Below are 19,189 nucleotides of genomic sequence, written 5' to 3'. Positions count from 1 at the left end.
GGTTTAATCCTCTTCATTAACATTAACAACCTCATCCTCAAAGCGACCGATATTGTCATTCGAACCGATGATGACCATAATATCGTCTGCTTTTAGCCGATCCATAGCCGTCGGTGCGATCAGGATACCGTTCGCCGTATGAAGCGCCACGACGCTACAACCAAAGCGAGTACGGGCATTTAGCTCAGCTAGCGTTTTGCCATTCAGACATGCAGGTACATTGAGTTCCACAATACTGTATTCCTTAGACAACTCCAAATAATCGAGCAAATTAGGCGTGACTAGCTGGTGAGCCACCCGGATACCCATATCCCGTTCTGGATAAATAATCCGGTCCACACCGAGCTTTTCTAACGCACGCCCGTGCAGCACAGATATGGCTTTGGCTACAACTTTTTTCACACCCAGCTCCTTGAGCAAAATGGCGGTGAGGATGCTTACCTGAATGTCATCACCAATAGCAACAATGCCACAATCGAAATTACGGATGCCCAGTGATCGCAACGAGTCTTCATCGGTAGCGTCCGCCACGACAGTATGTGTCAACATCTCACTCATACTGTCCACAACATCCTCATTCCGGTCAATGCCTAGCACCTCGCACCCCATATCCACCAATTGCAAAGCCAGGCTTGAGCCAAACCGCCCCAAGCCAATAACTACAAACTGCTGCGTTTTCATATCTACTCGAAAACTCCTTATCTGAATCAATTTCATAAATGAGGATTTTGCAAAAATCCCATAAGCGACTTCCAATGAAGAAGATATAGATCGAAATGGTTTAGTTCGTCTATATCTTGACTTCGGAGCGACTGGTATCGAATTTTGCAAAATCCTGAAATGATTAAACCAACGAAATGTATTATGAAATGATTCATCCTATAATCATTTTGCCTTCCGGATGACGATATAATTCTTTACCCTTTTTCGGCCCCAGTGCATAAGCTAGCGTGAGTGGCCCCAGTCTACCTGCAAACATCGTCAGGGTAATCACCAGCTTGCCTATGACTGTCAAATCAGGTGTAAGCCCCATCGACAGCCCCACCGTACCAAACGCAGACACCGTCTCAAACAAGATCATCAGAAAATGATGATCTTCGGTTGCCGACAAAATCATGGTCACCCCGATCACGAACAGCAACCCCAGCAGTGTAATGGTCAAAGCCTTGTAAATTCGTCCCTGCGCAAGTCGGTACTTGAACAGTACAATATCTTCCCGCCCCCGCAGCATCGAAATCACTGCTCCAATGAGCAGGGCGAATGTTGTGGTCTTAATCCCGCCTCCAGTGGAGCCAGGGGAAGCTCCAATAAACATGAGTATGATGATAAAAAACTGCGTAGCCTGCCGCAAGCCTGCGATGTCCAGCGTATTGGCACCTGCGGTACGGGGAGTAACGGACTGGAATAAAGATCCCAGTAGCTTACCACCCCAATCAAGCGAGCCAAGAGTCTTTGGATTCGTAAACTCAAATACAAAAATCACGAGCGTGCCGACTACAATCATAGCGCCCGTCATGCTGAGTACCACCTTGGTATGCAAGGACAGTCTCTTGCGCTTGCGATATTCTGCCAGGTCTGACATCACTACAAAACCAATGCCGCCAGAAATAATTAGAAACATTGCGGTAAAATTAACAATCGGATCATATACATAACCTGTCAAGCTGCGAAATTCACCGAATAAATCAAAACCAGCATTGTTAAACATGGAGATGGCATGCCAGATTCCAAAATAAATCGCCCTGCCTACAGGCATATCAAAGGACCAGCGAACCGAGAATATCGTAGCGCATACGCCTTCAATAACTAGTGAGTACAGTAATACCTTACGGATTAACCCGACAATTCCCTCTACAGAAGTCTGATTCATCGCTTCCTGCAAAATGAGACGCTCCCGCAAGGAAATCCGACGCTTGAACACCAGTGCAATCAAGGTAGCCATGGTCATAAAGCCAAGACCGCCGATCTGGATCAGCGCAACGATGACAACTTGACCAAAAGTGGTAAAAAAGAGCCCGGTATCCTTTACGACAAGCCCGGTTACACAGGTCGCAGAGGCGGCAGTAAACAAAGCGTCTATAAACGCAAGTGGCTTTCCTGTTGTATTGGAGATCGGCAGCATTAACAATAAACTACCTATAAGAATGATAATGGCAAAGCCCGCAACGAATATCTGCGGTGGAGAAAGCCGAAGCCAGCTTGCATTGGGATTCATCTATTCATCACTTCTCTCCTAATCCTTAAAACTATAAAAACAGTGATTTAATACGGTGTAAGCTCGCTACGCGTTCCATTTGATCTTCCGATCGTCGTTGCCCCTGAATTTTTTGATTTTTCCAAACCTTAAGTAACTATAATTAGCATTCCCTGAATACAGGAAGAATGCATGTCAAGCACTATTCGATCCCCCTGTGCTAATGGCGCGCAGTAGCGAAGGGGGCAGAATTGTTCTGAAGAAGCGAAGCGTTTGCCTTTATCTCCGGATTTTAACCATTAAAGGGGGTATACAATCAAAAAATCCGGGGATAACAGCAATCGGAAGAATAATCTGCACCCGCAGCGGTCTAACCAATCCAAACACTTTTATACGCACAAAAAAAGACACCGGAAAACCGAGTGCCTGACTTGGTTCCTGCTCATAGCCTACGAGGTTAGCTGACGGATTCGGGCAGCACAGTATGCCCTATTTACACTTCCGATCCACCAGTGATCGGCTGTAAAATTCACCCCAGTAACATGGTTCCCCCGTTTTCCCATAGAAATTCGGCTCAACTGTATATCATTACCTATGTATTTTATAGGCATTGCCTCAAGATTATAATCCTTCTATATCCAGATCACAAAACCGATTTCGCCGAAAAAACGTGAAATTGGCTTTATTTTGCGAATGGGCATCGTTTAATCGCAGCTTATCTAATTTTATTGGAACTTTAAAGTGCTTTCACTCTATTTTCATGAATATCGCTAGTCTGTTGGCGGGAACCTGTGCAGTATGATATCTTTAATGGATGTTCTTATTTACAGATTAAGGAGGAAACTCATGAATCCTATCGGGAAACCGGTCGTGCTCACGGCCAACTTCAAAAAATTAGGCTTGCTGGGCGGGATTGGCCTGATTTGCTTTTTTATCTTTCAATTGCTTATTCCCTCGCTTAGCAATCCGAGTCCAGAATCAGTAATGAACGCAAAGGTCATCAGCAAACAAGAAGCGGTCATACACGCATTGGACTTCGCCCGCTCCGAGCTGGGCTATACTGAATCACAGCCTGAGGAGCCCGTCGTGACCTATCAGGCCGAAACAGATTTGTACGGTTATTTATCTAGAGAAAAACTGCTTCAACAGTACGACCGTACATGGAAAAAGAGTTACCCTTACGAAACCTTTCGGGTCGATCTGCCTGAATCCTCAGCGAAGAGTAAGCTGCAAATTCATGTGGATTTATCCACTGGCAAGGTCGTTAGCTTTAAACGAATCACCTCCAGCACCAATTACACACAGGCTGATATTTCTACGGATGAACAAGCACGTAACAGGCTTGTACGTGTGGCTGAGGACGGCATGACCCTCGAAGCCAAGGAGCAGGCGGCCGCAGTATGGGTCAAGCGCTTTGGCTTTAAGCCGTCGGATTTGAAGCTTGCGACCACTGAACAAGAAGGCGGATTAAAGTATACCGTAGACGATAAAAAAATCGGCGCCTCGGTACTTACACTGGCTTTTACTTTTGAAGACGGTGATGTTCGCTCCTTCACTCAAAGCTTTTCGGCCCCGTCGTCCTATACCGATTATATCGAAAAGCAAACATTTTGGGCGAATTGGATGACCTATGCGGGTTATGCCCTATTTAGCTTTGTACTGGGTGTACTTGCCATTGTGTATGCGTCACTCACCCGACGACATACTTCATTTGTACGCGGCATTGTTCTATCCGTTGTATACTTTATTGCTAGTATAGCTGGGACCATGAACATGCTGCCTTTATTGCAAGCAGAAGCAGGCGGTAAGGGCATGCTTATATTTCTTATGGTTTTCCAGATTGGTGTTACCTTCGTCATGGCTGTAGCGCTCTACTTCTCCTTGGTCGGCGGTGACGGGCTTATGCGTCAGGTTGGACTGAATGCATGGCCACGTGCAAAAGAGCCGGGCTACGGGCTGTATGTGCTTCGCAGTATGTATGTTGGCTACTTGTGGGCCTTTATTTTACTCGGGGTACAATCCATTTTGTTCTTTATACTGGAGCGCACATTTAATACATTCTCCACCACAGATGCCACGCAATCCCCTTACAATATGGCTTATCCATGGCTACTGCCGATTATGGCCTGGATGGCAGGTATTGGAGAAGAGACTGTCTACCGTCTGTTTGGTATTCCGATGGTCAAAAAAATAGTGAAAAATACTTTTGTTGCGTGTCTGATCACCACGCTGATTTGGGCACTGGGACATACACTTTATCCAATCTATCCGGTGATTTCCAGACCTATTGAGCTGACTTTTCTTGGTTTGCTGTTCAGTTTTGTGTTCCTGCGTTACGGCTTTATTGCCGCCATGTTCAGCCACGTTATTTTTGACAGCATTTTAATGGGACTTAGTGTGATGAGCCTGGGAGACACTGTGAATGTGAGCGCTGGTCTATTCTGGATCTTACTTCCAGCCATCGTGGGTTACATCATTTATTGGTTTAGTCCTAAAAAGCCAAATCGAATTATGTTTGAACCTATAAAAAAAGAGGAGCCGTATTCTACGACTCCTCCTCCCGAAGGGCAGCTATAATCTGACGCGCAAGCTTATCCCCAATAGAGAGAGGCCGGAAGTCTTCGACACTGGCCTCTCTTATTTTTTTGAGCGATCCAAAATGCTTAAGCAGTAACTTACGCCGTTTCTCGCCGATGCCTGGAATAGAGTCCAGCCGGGAAGTTACCATAGATTTGCCGCGTTGCTCGCGGTGGAACGTGATGGCAAAACGGTGAACCTCGTCCTGAATCCGTTGCAGCAGATAAAATTCTTCGCTATTGCGTGCAAGTGTCACGGCCTCAGAGGACTCTCCCACTAATAGTTGGGAAGTTCTATGTTTGGCATCCTTCACCAGCCCACACACAGGAATGAACAAACCCAGCTCATTTTGCAATACATCGGTCGCCGCCTTAATTTGTCCACGTCCACCATCGACAACGATCAAGTCGGGACGTTCCAAATTTTCCTTAAGCACACGTTCATATCTACGTCGGATAACCTCACGCATTGTTTCATAATCATCGGGTCCCTGCACAGAACGGATTTTATATTTTCGATACTCCTTCTTGGCAGGCTTGCCATCAATAAACACGATCATGGCTGAGACTGGATCGGAACCCTGGATGTTGGAGTTATCAAACGCCTCCACCCGGTGCAAGCTATCCAGTCCAATGGCACGTCCGAGATTGCTTGCAGCTTTGGATGTCCGTTCCTCATCCCGCTCGATCAGCTTAAACTTCTCATCCAAAGCAACACGTGCATTTTCCGTCGCCATGCCTGTCATTTGCTTTTTCAGTCCACGCTGCGGTACAAGTACCTTTACATCCAACCATTCAGCCAGAGCGAGAGCCGCCGTACTCGGGTCCTCCAGTCCACCGGATAGTTGGGTTTCTGTTTCCTTTACTCCGGTATCTTGGTCACCAACTTGGTCTTGATTTGTTGCTGCATAAGTTGCCCGTTCTTCAGCCACCAGCAATGAGTCAGCAGAAGGCTCTGTCTCCGTTTGTATCGCTTTCTCATCTATCTGTCCGGTAGCATCGGTTGTAGCTGCACTGTGGAGTACAGTTTCTGCCGCAACCGGTTGATCGACATTGACCTGTTCTGCCTGCATCAGCCTAGGAGAATCTGGCAGCAATATTTCTTGCGGCACTGCCGGGTTGTCACTATAATATTGCGTCACATAGGACATAAAATCACTGTAAGCTTCACCGTAGAAAGGAAAAGTCGACATATGGCGCTCGATCATTTTACCTTTGCGGACATATAGGATTTGTACACACATCCAGCCCTTATCTACTGAAAAACCGAATACATCTCGATCCTTCGCATCCGATGTGGTGATTTTCTGCTTTTCCATCATCGCGTCGATGCTGATAATCTGATCTCGCAGCTCCTTGGCCCGCTCAAAGTACAATTCCTCTGCGGCCTCCTGCATTTTACGCTGAAGATCCTTTTTAATTTCCTCATGTCCCCCGCTTAAAAAGGAACCAATCTCCTGACCAATCTGGTCATACGTTTCCTTCTCGACCTCTTTCACACAAGGCCCCAAACATTGATGCATGTGATAATACAGGCATACTTCCTTGGGCATTACACCACACTTGCGTAACGGATACATACGATCCAGCAGCTTCTTCGTCTGATGTGCCGCGTAGGAATTGGGGTACGGTCCAAAATATTTTGCTTTATCTTTCAGAACGCGACGGGTCACCTCCAGCTTGGGGTGTGCCTCGTTCGTAATTTTCAAATACGGAAAGGTTTTATCATCCTTCAATAGCACGTTATAACGCGGCTGGTACTTTTTAATGAGGTTGCACTCCAAAATGAGCGCCTCCATATTACTGCCTGTAACGATATATTCAAAATCACGGATATCGGAAACCAATCGCTGCGTCTTGCCGTTATGGCTACCTGTAAAATAGGAACGGACCCGGTTTTTCAACACTTTGGCCTTGCCGACATAAATAATGGTGCCTTCGCTATTCTTCATCAGGTAACAGCCTGATGCATCCGGCAGTAACGCTAATTTATGCCGTATGTTCTCCAGCGCCTTTTCCTGATTCTGCAAGTCCTCCGCATAAGGTTTCATTCGCCCGGTTCCTCCTTCCATTCATAATGATTACTCAACTAACTATTTATAATATATAGGATAGTACACAAAAACGCCCCCGGTATTTACAACCGGAGGCATTGACCTTTCATGGCCGCTCCACCAAGCCCCCGCGGGAGCATGGGTCACATGCGATGATTATTGGTGTTTAGTAAGCATGCTTTTCAGTGCTTCTTTGGAGTTCAGACCTACCACTTTATCGACAGGCTGTCCGTCTTTGAAGACGATCAGGGTAGGAATACTCATCACGCCGAAACGGGAAGCAGACTCTGGATTTTCATCCACGTTCACCTTCGCGATTTTGACGCTGTCGCCAACTTCTGTGGACAGATCCTCCAGAATAGGAGCGATCATTTTGCAAGGACCGCACCATGGCGCCCAAAAATCAACCAAAACGGTTCCTGTGCCTTCGACTTCTGCGTTGAAGGATTGATCGGACACGTTAACAATTGCCATTGTATGTTCCTCCTTTATAGAAAAGTCAAGATTATTATAACCTGTAATGTCTGTTTCGACACCTTTTAATTATATCACAATAGTCTTTTAATTGTAAGATATCAAAATAGCAGACGGATAAACGCTTACCCCCGCTGATTTTTTCCCTTTACGGTAATGACATCTACAAAAGGACGAATCCGGTCCATCAAGCGTTGTCCTTTGTACATTTCCTCTCCGTCCTTGCTCGTAAAGCTGAGATGCTTCTCCAGCCCCTGCAACGAATAATTGGAAGTATAAAAAGTAGGTTTGCGGTTCATTCGGTAATTCAAAATAGAACCCATCACATGGTCCCGTACCCACGGGCTTAAATTTTCGGCACCAATATCGTCAAATACGAGCAGATCACAATTTTTGAGCATTTCGGTCGTTTCCTTCAGCTTCTGTCCATCCTGAATCATGGACTTTAAGTCCTCCACAAAATCAGGCATATACACGATCACACCGTTCAGACCCGACAGAGCCAGCTCGTGCAATAGATAGCCCATCAAAAAAGTTTTACCCGTACCAAACGTACCTTCCAGATACAGTCCTTTTTTGGATAGACCCTGACTTTTCGTTTCTTCAATGTAACGGAATAGCTGTGTGACGGCAGGCATACGTTGTGAATCTTTGCGCGCAATCTCAAGAGCGTTATATCCCTCAAGAAGTGCCCGTTCATCCACATAAAAGCTTTTAATTCTCTGACGCACCCGTTGTTCATGTTGGGAAGCAACCAACTTCGCACATGGGGTCCGAATGTCCACGATTTCGGCTGTTCCATTCGGATATTCCACGCCCAGCTTACAAAAGTGGCCCTGAAAATCGTTAGGACACTGTTCCAGCCCCGGACAATTGTCGCAATTTCGACGATCCCGGGCATACTGAAAGAGCATGCTCATGTTGAGTCGCAATTGTGTTTCGTCCACATCAGGATGCGCAGCACAAAACTCCTGCACGAGCGGATCATTTAGAACTTGATCGGCTACATTGCGAGTGCGCTGGCGAAACGAAGGGTTCTGCATCTGCTGTAGCAAATCGCCCAGTGATTCCAAGAACGCTCCTCCTTTCTAAAATGTGCAGAGTTATGGGGGAGACGCTTCGCGGATGGATCATTCTTACGATCGCTGTTGCCACCAGATTTTTTCTATCGTAATAGAAATTTAAAGGTGAAAATCCGGTGGCAAAGGCGAACGCTATCGCTTCTCCAGAACGATTCCATCCGCTCCGCTACTGACCGCCATAAAGTCGACATCTATTTGAATTGGCTTCGCTTAATAGTTTCATAAAACCTAAAATTCACTAGACCTTTTTCTGTTTTCCGGATTGCATTCGTTCAGCCAGACGCAGCAATTCATCCAATTCTTCCTCAGATACAGACTCCTCGGAAGGGTGATCCTGAACGATTGGAATGGATGGCTTGGCAGGCCCATTATTTTTGGCATATGCGCGGGATCGGCCGCCGGAAGGAGAAGCAGAGGACTGTTTTCCTTTTACCTTGGCTTGATCCCTTATATATTGAACGGCTTTCTCGTAAGTGTTTACCTGCTTAAGCAGCATGTTGGAAGCAACGGCCTCGACAAAGTTGCGGTTAATCCGCTGATCGCTCCCAGATACGAGCAGTGACATCAAATAATGGATCAGCACGTTGATGACTTCACCGGGCAGCTTATAGCTGATATCAATTTTCTCGAATATATCCAGCAGGTTACCGGGAACCGTGCCGGGGAAAAAGGTTTGCAGCAAGCGACGATAAGGCTCGTTGCGCAACATCATATTATACTGGTGAATGTCACATTTGGCTGTGAATTGTGGTGGAACCTCCACATAAAATTCCATTTCCACAGCCTGTTCTGCAGGCGGCTCTTCAGATGTGGAAGTTTCCCTCTGGCGCAAGGCGACCACTTTGGCGGCCTGTACCTGCTGTTCCTCCTGACGCTTCCGATCCTGTCTGGAGTGCTGACTAGCCCGAAGCTGAAGCTCGTCAAGCAACAAATCGCCTGCTTCGGTAAAAATACCATCCTCATCCAGCAAGCGACTAATATCCTGTACAGAAAGGTCAAATTTGCGAACAACGTAATTGACCATGCCTAACTGCTCGTGCTCAAACCGAAGACGTTCCACGTGCTTACGATTGGCAGATTCACGCGGAAAACGGAGAATAATATCTGCATAATTCAATGCTTCCTCCGATTCTGGCGCTAGTGCTCCAGTCTGACGGCTAGTGGACACCTCGGACAGCGCCTGCTCCAGTTCATAATCTATAACATGGGTATTCAGTTCAAATAACTCGTAGAAAGGAATCGAAATATTCTCTTTATTATAGGAAGATTGCGACCATTCGCTAGATTCTCTGCTCCACAATGATTCTCTCAGAGAAAGCACTGCAAACTTACCGATTTTGTCTCTCAACAAAAGGGTGAGATGCTGCGTTCTGAAAAATTCAGCAGGTGCGAGCGGCGGCTGCATCTCATATTCATACATATAGTCGTCCGTTTCGGGTGCATACAGCCTGGACGTCTGTAACAGACCGACGGCCTCCAGTTTGGAGGTCTGTTCAATCAAATACTTGCGTCCCTTTTCACTCGGCTCCAGTCCCAGTGTCAGAAAAAGGCGACGCTGCTGTTCCAACGGCGAATAACCAATTTGTCCAACTGGCACATGCTGGAACAACAGTCGATACAGACTGACCGCAAATGCGCCTACCATCGGCTGATAGACGCTTCCCAGCATCAATTCATCCAGTGCGCTCAAGCCAAATTCCCGATAAACGCAATAGCGGTGGTTCTCAGTATAGTGCAGCAGGTTTTTCATCCGCATTCCAACATTCTTCCTTTCCTGACATAACGGTCTCCAAGATGTTTTTCTATTCTATCATACTTGCCTTCTGGTGGGGCCAACAAAATAAGGGCAATTGTTCTCCTTTTTGGCAGCCATATTCGTCTGAGTTCTACTTTTTTCGAGAATACTAACTATTTTATGACTTTGTGACCTGCATCATGGTAAAAATAAAATTCTTCACACTTCTTTCATTGGTGAAAAGCTTTACTTTGAGCTACAATATAATGGTTAAGCATCACGTATTGGATACAGGAAAGATATAAGGAAGTACACATAGTTCGGCTAAGCCGATTATCATTTACAGATCGTAAAGGAGTGTAGATCGTGAGTCAACATCAACCACAACAAACCCCAGCAACACCCAACGAAGTAGCCTCCACACTGGAAGGCTGGTATGCGCTTCACGATTTCCGGTCCATCAACTGGACAGCATGGAAGACCGCAGACGATGAAGAGCGCGCCGGAGCACTGGACGAGCTTCAAGAGTTTATGAAGGAATGGAACGTTACCGAGGAAGCGGGTCTGGGCAGCTCAGCTGTCTATACTATAGTCGGACAAAAGGCTGATTTTGTCATGATGCACCTGCGCGAAACGCTGGAAGACCTCAATAAACTGGAAAATGACTTTAACAAAACAACCTTCGCCAAATATACAACCAAAACCTATTCTTATGTGAGTGTGGTGGAACTAAGTAATTATTTGAGCAAAGATGAAGATCCAATGCAAAATCCACAAATCGTTGCACGCTTGAAGCCCGTATTAAACAAGGCGCGTTATATTTGCTTCTATCCAATGAACAAAAAACGTGACCTGGACGACAACTGGTATATGCTTTCGATGGACGAGCGTCGCACCTTGATGCGCAGCCACGGTTTAATTGGACGCAGCTATGCTGGCAAAGTAAAGCAAATCATTTCCGGTTCTGTCGGCTTTGACGATTGGGAATGGGGTGTAACACTGTTCTCCGATGACGCACTTCAGTTCAAGAAGCTAATCTACGAAATGCGTTTTGATGAAGTCAGTGCCCGTTACGGTGAATTCGGCTCCTTCTATGTCGGCAGCGTGTTGAATGAAGAGACATTTGAAGACATGTTGAAGCTGTAAGACGCAGACATCAACTCTTTACTGAATAAAACCGAGGATTTCGTGAACTCCCACTTTCGGGACGACGGAATCCTTTTTTTAAGACCTAAAACTATAATAGAAAACAAGAACAATGAAAAAAAGGCCTCCGAGCTCCTGTATAAGAGCTGTGGAAACCTTTTTCTGCTCGTATTGTTTTTGCATGTTGACTACTCGTCTGAGGTTAGAAAAACCGCCCTTTTTTCAGTACCAGTGGAATTCCGCCAATGATGAACAGATAGCGGAGATCCACAATTTTTTTCAATTGTGCGGCCACCCAACCTTTTATTTTACGTTTGCCCACCACGGCGACGGCTTCGCCTTTTCCAAGCGAAGCAACCGTCCCTTTGTTAGAAAATACGAACTTGTGCAGCTCCTTTTTGCGAAGAGTAGCGGCCAGATTCTTGGCACAAAGGACCCCTTGCTGCATCGCAATTTGGGCAGTCGGTGGATAAGGACGTCCTTCGGGATTAAACATCAGGGAGCTGTCCCCGATAATAAAAATATCATCGTGGCCCGGTGCACGCAGAAAATCGTCGATTTTCACCCTTCCGCGCATCACTTCGAATCCGGCTTTCTCAATTAATCCGTTCCCACGAATCCCTCCCGTCCAGACCACCGTGCAGGCTTCGATTTTCTCACCCTCACCAACGATTACACCATCCTGTAAGCATTCCTTAATCGGAATTCCAATGCGGAAGGTGACCCCTTTACGCTTAAGGACATCCATCGCATACTCCACCAGTTCAGGATCGAACCCTGGCAGTGCCGTAGGAGCTGCCTCGACGTTAATGATTTGAATCCGGTTAAAATCGACGTCATACGCTCTAGCGAGCTGTGGCAAACGATCCGCCAACTCCGCTACAAACTCAATCCCGCTGAAACCAGCGCCCCCAACGACAAAATTGAGGCGACCTGGCTTACCATCATTTTTATACAAGGCCAGTTGGTATTCAATATGCTCACGAATCAGGCGAACCGAGTTAATACTGCGAATCGTCAGCGCGAACTTATCCATCCCCGGAATACCGAATGTTTCTGGCTCCCCGCCTAGTCCGATGACCAAATAATCGTAGGACAGCGAGCCATCCTCCAGCACGATTTTTTTCTCCTTTGGTATGATTTCCTTAACCGTTCCTTTGACTAAATCCACCTTGAACTCATCGATTAGCTGCGCAATCGGAATCCTTGAATGTTCAATCGTATCTGTACCTGCCGCAGGCATATGAAGATGTGTCGTAATATAGTGGTAATCATGACGGTTAATCAGCGTGACATCCGCCTCATTGTGCTTGAGCTCCTTTTGCAATTGCTGAGCCGTCAATATACCGCCATATCCGGCGCCCACAATGACAATTTTGGGAATACTGCTCATGCTTCTACCCCTTCCGATATACATAATCATAATCATTAATTGTTCACAGCTGTTCTCTCAAAACGGTTAATTGATACTCACAGAAAAGTCTTCATCAAATATTAATCGCTTTAACTTTGCAAGCGGAACCCAGCAGTTTATAATGATAAACAGTGAATCATGCGTTCGGCGGCTATCTGAACCTCTATGCGGCTGATTCAATATCTACAAATCCCATACTATCCCTTTCGGAGGTGTTTTTAGAGTGACAGCTCAATCCACAGGTGCGGAGATCCGCGATCTGATTATTATCGGAGGCGGTCCAGCCGGTATTTTCGCCGCTTTTTACGGAGGAATGCGTCAGGCATCCGTCACCTTAATTGAAAGTATGCCCCAACTGGGCGGCCAGCTTGCAGCCCTTTATCCTGAAAAATATATTTATGACGTTGCTGGCTTTCCTAAAGTGACTGCACAAGAACTGGTTAACAATTTGGTTCAACAAATGAACCACTTTAATCCAGAGGTGCAGCTAGAAGAGAAAGTCGTATCGTTAGAGAAAAAGGAAGAACGCCACTTCATTGTAAAAACAGACAAAGGTGGCGAGTATCATGGTAAAGCGGTTATTATTACCGCTGGCGTTGGTGCTTTCGAGCCGCGCAGACTGGAGCTTCCAGGTGCCGAGCGTTTTGAAAAAACGAACCTGCATTACTTTGTCAGCGACCTGAGCAAATTTGCAGGCCGAAAAGTGCTAATCAGTGGTGGTGGTGACTCTGCTGTAGACTGGGCACTTATGCTAGAACCGATTGCAGAACAGGTTACATTGATTCACCGCCGTGACAAATTCCGTGCGCATGAACACAGTGTCGAAAACCTCCTCGCTTCCAAAGTAAACGTTATTACACCAACGGAAATTACAGAGTTGCATGGAGAAGACAAGATTACGAAAGTCACTCTTGCTCATGTAAAAACCAAAGAAACACAGGAAATCGAAGTGGACGATGTGATCGTTAACTTTGGATTTGTATCCACACTTGGCCCGATTGCTGAATGGGGAATTGAAATCGAAAGTAACTCTATCGTGGTCGATTCTCGCCAGGAAACAAATATTCCGGGCATTTTCGCCGCAGGGGACATTACGACCTATCCAGGCAAGCTCAAGCTGATTGCGGTCGGCTTTGGTGAAGCTCCTACGGCAGTCAACAACGCCAAGGTCTATGTAGATCCAGATGCCAAGTTGTCTCCTGGCCACAGCAGTAACATGAAATTGTAGTCTAGTTTAGACTATGACAAAAAAGGGTATTTTACTCCAAATTTGAATCTTTGGAGTGAAATACCCTTCTTTACGGTGTGCCTATTCGTTGCAGTGATTGTCTGCAAAGTCATTCGAACCCTGAATGACTTTACAGTCGCAGTACGAGAGCTTGTCCGGTCTAATGAAGGACTACGGCTGTATTCATCTCTAGATTTCTTTTGTGAATCTCAGCCAGCAACAGTGCAATGAAGTCACATTCAAGTTTAAGCTCGATTGCCATCTGATAGGAATCCAAAAGCATTTCATCCGTCAGCATAGCCATCCTCGACACAACCTTTCCTTTTATTTCAAAATCTATTCTATCAAAATACCAAAATCGGAACAAGCGTTCTGTTATCCACAGTCAATTGTGGAAATCCTGTGTATAAATTGTTGGTAAGTGTCGTTAACCCATATATGTGACAGGGGATAATGTGGACAATATTTATACACAGAATTTTGACGCTCGAACAAAAAAAAAATATTTTTATTATTTATACAAATATATTTTATTTAGCGTCTTGTTAATAGATTATATTGGAATTTTTTTAAAGAAATCAGAAATTTATTGCGGTCTTGTATTAACCTCTAAAATCCATACCCGTCCACTCTGATCAAGCCCGTAATCAAATCCCAGTTGTCCGATCCCGGGAAATCTCCTTTCCAGTACAGGAATACAGCGTTGTGTAAGTTCAATGATCTCTCGCCGCTTTTGAATAGCAAGCCGCCGGGGATATATCATCCGAAGCGCCTCTGTTCCCTTCAGCAAAGTTCCCCCTTTGCACAGATTCGTAATGACCAGCCCAGGCCGAGCATGACGTGCAACCACCGCACGAAAATCCCATCTCTGCCCTTCCTTCACAACTTTGACTCGATAGTCGACAGGTCTACCTTGAATACTTGCCAGTTGGATGCCTTGTTGAATGAGATATGGACGTTGGATTCGGAGCTTATGGATTCCGATTACAAGCGCTCTAAAATGACTGAACCGGTGCGTGTGCTCCATACGCGTACAGGTGTATCCCCTACGCTCCTTTGCCACACGCATGACTCCGACTCCTCCGCCTCCTTTCACTGGTTTTATAAATACAAAAGCATGCCGCCGCAGCATCATGCGCAATTGTTCTTCACTATATAGACAGGTTTCCGGTATATAAACGGCGGTATGTGGATGGTGGAGCAGCGCCTTCGTCTTTAGCCATTTGCTTGCAAGTTGTCTCATCTAACCCTCTCCTTTCGCCGTCAGGTATACTTATACATACTCAACAGGAATGTTCTATTCTTGGATGATTGTCCGCGGCATGTGCCTATTTCGACAAGATCATGGCGAACGGTAGCATGCACCGAACATCACTGGTACAATGACAATAATCTACTACCATTTGCACGGAGCAACGGAAATTACCGGCAAATCGTTTTTTCAACAAGGAGGTCAACTCATGAATAGCAAAATTGGCATCATGGACATTGGCTCAAACTCCATACGTCTGGTGATCTATGAAATGACAGAGACAGGAGCCTATCGAATTGTGCAGGAATGCAAAGAAGCTGCCCGACTGAGCGAAAAGGTTGGGGCCAACGGCCGTATGGAACGGGAGGCGATTCGAAGCATCGCTCCATTGCTGCGCCAATTTATGGCGGTATGCCATATGCACGGGGTGGTCCGTATGCGTGCAGCAGCAACAGCAGCCATCCGCAATGCCACGAATTCGGACGAAATCGTCCAATGGATCGCGGAGGAGACAAATTTAACACTGGAAATACTGAGCGGGGAGCAAGAAGGCTATGCCGGTTTTCTGGGCGTAGTGAACACTATGAATGTAAGTGACGGAATCATTATTGACATCGGGGGTGGCAGTACCGAAATTACGCTGTTCCGCGATCGAGAACGACTGCATACGGTGTCATTTCCCTTTGGCGCCGTCAATATGAATTGGCGCTTTGGACGTGAGGTCAAGAATGGCGAATGGTCTCCTCAGCAGATTGAGGAAATGGAGAGCTTTGTCCGTTCTTCCCTGCAAAATCATGATTGGATCTTCTCCAATCCGGGTCTGCCATTCATCGGGCTAGGTGGAACCCTGCGTACTTTGGCTAAAATTAATCAGAAACGGCAGGATTACTCACTTCCTGTGACGCACCATTACGAAATGACGATAGAAGATGTCGATTACTTCTATGGCAGTCTGCCCCATCTTCCCTATGAAAAACGCAAAAAAACAGCCGGCCTGTCCAAGGACAGAGCCGACATCATTGTACCGGGTCTTATTATATTGAAAACGATATTTGAAGCTGCTCAAGGCTCAGCGTATCTGGTCAGTGGAGCGGGTCTGCGAGACGGCCTATTTCATGAGCTGGTCAACGCTGAACAGCCCGTGGTAGCTAATCCGCTTATCACATCCATTCGCAATATCCTTTCGTTTGCTGTCCCGGTTAGCGAAGCGCATGTCAAGCGGGTTAACGAGTACGCCGTCCGGCTCTATGACACATTGGCTAGCGGAACCTCAGCTGCTATGGACAAACGTTTGTTACTGACCGCAGCAACTCTTTACAAAACGGGGGCTGCCTTGAATTACTATCATTTCCGCCAGAATTCCGTATTCTGGATTTTACATGCAGGCATTGGCGGTTTATCCCATAGGGAAACGGTACTAGCCGCGTTGATCGCGGATTACCATCCCAAGAACCGGACTCCCCGTTTGCTACGCACACATGCCGATATTTTGGAGCCTTCCGACGAGGAACGTGTACATCGGCTCGGCTCGCTGCTCCAGCTCGCGATTGGCATGGATCGGAGTGAGTCGGGAATGATTACCAGCATCAATCCCACTACAGGGGATGACGCACTGCATCTTCGTCTGGAAAGCAAGAGTGAACCCATATTAGAACAACGGGAGCTAGAATCGGTTGCCAAGGATTTTCAAAAGGCGTGGAACCTTACATTGTCGTGGTCCATTCTACCTTCTTCCAATTTCTAACCTTCATCGCTTCAGATTGGCTCCTGATAGGAGCCTCTTTGTCGTTTCTGGATACAAATTGATAGCTGCCATTAGGCAAAAGCTGGCGCGCCTTCACATTATCCCTTAACGATAAATGCAGAATATCTGCCAGCATTTCTTTGATCCCGTCATCATAAATCGGGCACATCAGTTCAATTCGGCGGGTCAAATTGCGCGTCATCCAATCTGCACTGGACAGAAATAACTCGGACTTGCCTCCATTTTCAAAATAAAACAATCTGGAATGCTCCAGGAAGCGGTCTACAATACTGATGACACGTATGTTCTCGCTGAATCCTTCCACACCGGGACGCAAACAACAAACCCCTCTAATGATAAGATCAATCTTCACACCTGCCTGGGAAGCTGCATATAGTTCATCGATCATCTCTTGATTGGATAAGGAGTTGATCTTGGCAATAATCCGGGCGGGCTTACCTGCCAATGCTTGCTCAGCTTCCCTACGGATGAGTTCAAACAGCTTGTTCTTCATTCCCGTTGGAGCCACCGTAAAAGCTTGCAAAGTCTTGAGCGCAGAGAATCCCGTGATTTCATTAAACAGTTCGGAGGCATCCTCGCCAAGTACCGGATCTGACGTAAACAATCCGATATCCGTATACACGCGCGCCGTGCTTTCATTATAATTGCCTGTGCCTACGTGCACATATCGTTTGAGTGCGTTGCGCTCATGACGTATGACAAGAATGATTTTGGCGTGCGTCTTCAAGCCAACCAACCCATACACTACATGACAGCCTGCTTTTTCAAGCTTACGCGCCCAGGCAATATTACGTTCCTCGTCAAAACGGGCTTTTAGCTCCACCACCACCGTTACCTGCTTGCCCGATTCGGCCGCACGTGCCAATGCCGGAATCAACTTCGATTCCCCGTTGACACGGTACAGGGTCATTTTGATTGCCATCACATCCGGGTCTTCTGATGCCTCAATGATAAAATCAGTTACCGCATCGAATGATTCATATGGATGGTACACGAGCACGTCCCGTTTGCGAAGTACGTTGAAAATATCCTCTTGTGGGGGCAGTTCTTCCGGATACAGTGGTTTGATTGCCGGAAATTTCAAATGCGAATACCCCTCCAAATGATCGGCAAAAGACGACAAAAATGTCAGATCCAACGGCCCGTCCATCTCAAACACATGATCGAACAGCTTGAATTCGCGTTGAAGCTCCATCAAGGCATAGGGATGAATCCCTTTTTCTACTTCCAGTCTAACCGGCGCCCCCCGGCGTCTTCGACGCAGCTCTTTTTCAATCTCTTCGAGCAAATCTTCGATCTCTTCTTCATTAATGGATAAATCGGAGTTACGCGTAACACGAAAGGCATGAACCGCCTCCGGAACATATCCGGTGAACAGCGTTTGGATGTGATGCTTGATTAGTTCCTCAATTAAAATAAATGATTTCTTCTTGCTGTTCGACCGCAAAGGCACCGTAACAACACGTGGAATATTCGAAGGCACCTGCACAATGGCAAAAAGCGGTTTATCCTCCTCCGTATCCCCGGGACGTCTCAAGACGACCGCTAAATATACGTATTTATTGTGAACGAGTGGAAAAGGACGGCTCTGATCGACCGCCATCGGCGTGAGTACCGGAAATATAATTTCATGAAAATATGCATCCAGCGACTTGCGCTGTGTTGTATTTAAGTCTTCATATTCGAGCAGTAAAAGACCTTTTTTCGTCAAGAGGCGAGAAATATCACGATAGGTCCGGTATTGTTCCGATACCATCGAGGCGGTACGCTTGATCAGACGTTTGTACAAACCGGAGGGGGTATATCCCGTAAAATCCTTTTGCATAAAACCCGCCTTGATCTTCTCGCGCGTCTCTGCAACACGAACAGCCATAAACTCATCCAAATTGCTAGATACAATCGCCAAAAATTTGGCTCTCTCCAGCAACGGTGTATCTGCATCCTGAGCTTCCTGAAGCACACGGCGATTAAATTCAATCCAGCTTAAATCTCGGTTAAAGTAACGTTCTGACCCGGCTTTATCCTTATTCTGACTCTCTATCAACATATGGCCTCCATCAATTCATGCAGTATAGTTACCCTTTATTGTACTATTAGATGAAACGCACTAGCATCACAGCAGTGTAAACGCAATGTAAAATGTGTGTAAACACAAACTGGATGTATGAAAAGGTCATTCGGACGCTTTACAAAAATAGCATTAAGCGGTACAGTGTTTACGTCTGTTTCATAGAGTAGATTGACGAACCGTTCCTTTTTCAGTTGTTTA

14 protein-coding genes and 1 riboswitch are annotated in these 19,189 nt (G+C 46.2%); of the genes, 4 read left to right on the top strand and 10 right to left on the bottom strand.

Annotation, left to right across the window (positions count from 1 at the left end):
- Window positions 1-3: 3 nt before the first annotated feature.
- Together G9G54_RS18140 and G9G54_RS18135 are read right to left on the bottom strand one after the other, a co-directional pair.
- Entirely contained in the window at window positions 4-681 is a 678-nt protein-coding gene (locus G9G54_RS18140) for a potassium channel family protein (protein ID WP_028541455.1), read from the bottom strand.
- A gap of 193 nt (window positions 682-874) precedes the next feature.
- Window positions 875-2,215 (bottom strand): TrkH family potassium uptake protein, encoded by a 1,341-nt coding sequence (locus G9G54_RS18135; protein WP_103050007.1) that lies wholly within the window; start codon window positions 2,213-2,215, stop codon window positions 875-877.
- A gap of 410 nt (window positions 2,216-2,625) precedes the next feature.
- Window positions 2,626-2,779, bottom strand: a riboswitch (cyclic di-AMP (ydaO/yuaA leader).
- A 261-nt stretch (window positions 2,780-3,040) separates the two neighbouring features.
- Here G9G54_RS18135 and G9G54_RS18130 point away from each other — a divergent pair.
- A complete protein-coding gene (locus G9G54_RS18130) occupies window positions 3,041-4,771 on the top strand; it encodes a CPBP family intramembrane glutamic endopeptidase (protein ID WP_165179095.1) in 1,731 nt (576 codons plus the stop codon).
- Here the strand turns inward: G9G54_RS18130 and uvrC are convergent.
- The 4 genes from uvrC to G9G54_RS18110 form a co-directional block, all read right to left on the bottom strand.
- Window positions 4,740-6,821 (bottom strand): excinuclease ABC subunit UvrC, encoded by a 2,082-nt coding sequence (gene uvrC / locus G9G54_RS18125; RefSeq protein WP_165179094.1) that lies wholly within the window; start codon window positions 6,819-6,821, stop codon window positions 4,740-4,742. The genes G9G54_RS18130 and uvrC overlap by 32 nt on opposite strands.
- Before the next feature lie 159 nt (window positions 6,822-6,980).
- On the bottom strand, window positions 6,981-7,298 hold the full coding sequence (gene trxA, locus G9G54_RS18120) for a thioredoxin (protein WP_010347861.1): 318 nt from the start codon (window positions 7,296-7,298) through the stop codon (window positions 6,981-6,983).
- Window positions 7,299-7,423: 125 nt separating this feature from the next.
- Window positions 7,424-8,371: a primosomal protein DnaI gene (dnaI, locus tag G9G54_RS18115; protein ID WP_023990150.1), complete on the bottom strand. Its 948-nt coding sequence runs from the start codon at window positions 8,369-8,371 to the stop codon at window positions 7,424-7,426.
- A gap of 247 nt (window positions 8,372-8,618) precedes the next feature.
- Window positions 8,619-10,136, bottom strand: a complete 1,518-nt coding sequence (locus G9G54_RS18110; RefSeq protein WP_165179093.1) for a DnaD domain protein — start codon at window positions 10,134-10,136, stop codon at window positions 8,619-8,621.
- A 345-nt stretch (window positions 10,137-10,481) separates the two neighbouring features.
- Here G9G54_RS18110 and hemQ point away from each other — a divergent pair, with 345 nt between their 5' ends.
- Window positions 10,482-11,261: a hydrogen peroxide-dependent heme synthase gene (hemQ, locus tag G9G54_RS18105; RefSeq protein ID WP_061830116.1), complete on the top strand. Its 780-nt coding sequence runs from the start codon at window positions 10,482-10,484 to the stop codon at window positions 11,259-11,261.
- A 202-nt stretch (window positions 11,262-11,463) separates the two neighbouring features.
- Here the strand turns inward: hemQ and G9G54_RS18100 are convergent, their stop codons facing one another.
- On the bottom strand, window positions 11,464-12,654 hold the full coding sequence (locus G9G54_RS18100; protein WP_165179092.1) for an NAD(P)/FAD-dependent oxidoreductase: 1,191 nt from the start codon (window positions 12,652-12,654) through the stop codon (window positions 11,464-11,466).
- 244 nt (window positions 12,655-12,898) lie between these two features.
- Here G9G54_RS18100 and G9G54_RS18095 point away from each other — a divergent pair, with 244 nt between their 5' ends.
- On the top strand, window positions 12,899-13,903 hold the full coding sequence (locus G9G54_RS18095) for an NAD(P)/FAD-dependent oxidoreductase (RefSeq protein WP_165179091.1): 1,005 nt from the start codon (window positions 12,899-12,901) through the stop codon (window positions 13,901-13,903).
- A 160-nt stretch (window positions 13,904-14,063) separates the two neighbouring features.
- Here G9G54_RS18095 and sda read toward each other — a convergent pair whose 3' ends face one another.
- Together sda and G9G54_RS18085 are read right to left on the bottom strand one after the other, a co-directional pair.
- Complete coding sequence (gene sda / locus G9G54_RS18090; protein ID WP_007431918.1) at window positions 14,064-14,207, bottom strand: sporulation histidine kinase inhibitor Sda; 144 nt, start codon at window positions 14,205-14,207, stop codon at window positions 14,064-14,066.
- 282 nt (window positions 14,208-14,489) lie between these two features.
- On the bottom strand, window positions 14,490-15,146 hold the full coding sequence (locus tag G9G54_RS18085) for a YheC/YheD family protein (RefSeq protein ID WP_165179090.1): 657 nt from the start codon (window positions 15,144-15,146) through the stop codon (window positions 14,490-14,492).
- A 217-nt stretch (window positions 15,147-15,363) separates the two neighbouring features.
- On the opposite strand from G9G54_RS18085, the gene G9G54_RS18080 reads away from it, so the two are divergent.
- Window positions 15,364-16,899 carry a Ppx/GppA phosphatase family protein gene (locus G9G54_RS18080; protein WP_165179089.1) on the top strand — a complete coding sequence of 512 codons (1,536 nt, stop codon included), beginning with the start codon at window positions 15,364-15,366 and terminating at the stop codon, window positions 16,897-16,899.
- On the opposite strand, the gene ppk1 is transcribed toward G9G54_RS18080, so the two are convergent.
- Window positions 16,859-18,967: a polyphosphate kinase 1 gene (ppk1, locus tag G9G54_RS18075; RefSeq protein ID WP_165179088.1), complete on the bottom strand. Its 2,109-nt coding sequence runs from the start codon at window positions 18,965-18,967 to the stop codon at window positions 16,859-16,861. The two genes, G9G54_RS18080 and ppk1, sit on opposite strands and share 41 nt — an antisense overlap.
- Window positions 18,968-19,189 lie beyond the last annotated feature (222 nt).

Source organism: Paenibacillus sp. EKM212P, assembly GCF_011066115.1.
Lineage (GTDB): Bacteria > Bacillota > Bacilli > Paenibacillales > Paenibacillaceae > Paenibacillus > Paenibacillus polymyxa_B.
This window is presented reverse-complemented; position numbering and strand designations above follow the sequence as displayed.

What these genes read in the sequence shown, in the direction of transcription:
- G9G54_RS18140 (WP_028541455.1), bottom strand. Translation starts at nt 681, where the DNA reads ATGAAAACGCAGCAGTTTGTAGTTATTGGCTTGGGGCGGTTTGGCTCA.
- G9G54_RS18135 (WP_103050007.1), bottom strand. Translation starts at nt 2,215, where the DNA reads ATGAATCCCAATGCAAGCTGGCTTCGGCTTTCTCCACCGCAGATATTC.
- G9G54_RS18130 (WP_165179095.1), top strand. Translation starts at nt 3,041, where the DNA reads ATGAATCCTATCGGGAAACCGGTCGTGCTCACGGCCAACTTCAAAAAA.
- uvrC (WP_165179094.1), bottom strand. Translation starts at nt 6,821, where the DNA reads ATGAAACCTTATGCGGAGGACTTGCAGAATCAGGAAAAGGCGCTGGAG.
- trxA (WP_010347861.1), bottom strand. Translation starts at nt 7,298, where the DNA reads ATGGCAATTGTTAACGTGTCCGATCAATCCTTCAACGCAGAAGTCGAA.
- G9G54_RS18110 (WP_165179093.1), bottom strand. Translation starts at nt 10,136, where the DNA reads ATGCGGATGAAAAACCTGCTGCACTATACTGAGAACCACCGCTATTGC.
- G9G54_RS18100 (WP_165179092.1), bottom strand. Translation starts at nt 12,654, where the DNA reads ATGAGCAGTATTCCCAAAATTGTCATTGTGGGCGCCGGATATGGCGGT.
- sda (WP_007431918.1), bottom strand. Translation starts at nt 14,207, where the DNA reads ATGGCTATGCTGACGGATGAAATGCTTTTGGATTCCTATCAGATGGCA.
- G9G54_RS18085 (WP_165179090.1), bottom strand. Translation starts at nt 15,146, where the DNA reads ATGAGACAACTTGCAAGCAAATGGCTAAAGACGAAGGCGCTGCTCCAC.
- G9G54_RS18080 (WP_165179089.1), top strand. Translation starts at nt 15,364, where the DNA reads ATGAATAGCAAAATTGGCATCATGGACATTGGCTCAAACTCCATACGT.
- ppk1 (WP_165179088.1), bottom strand. Translation starts at nt 18,967, where the DNA reads ATGTTGATAGAGAGTCAGAATAAGGATAAAGCCGGGTCAGAACGTTAC.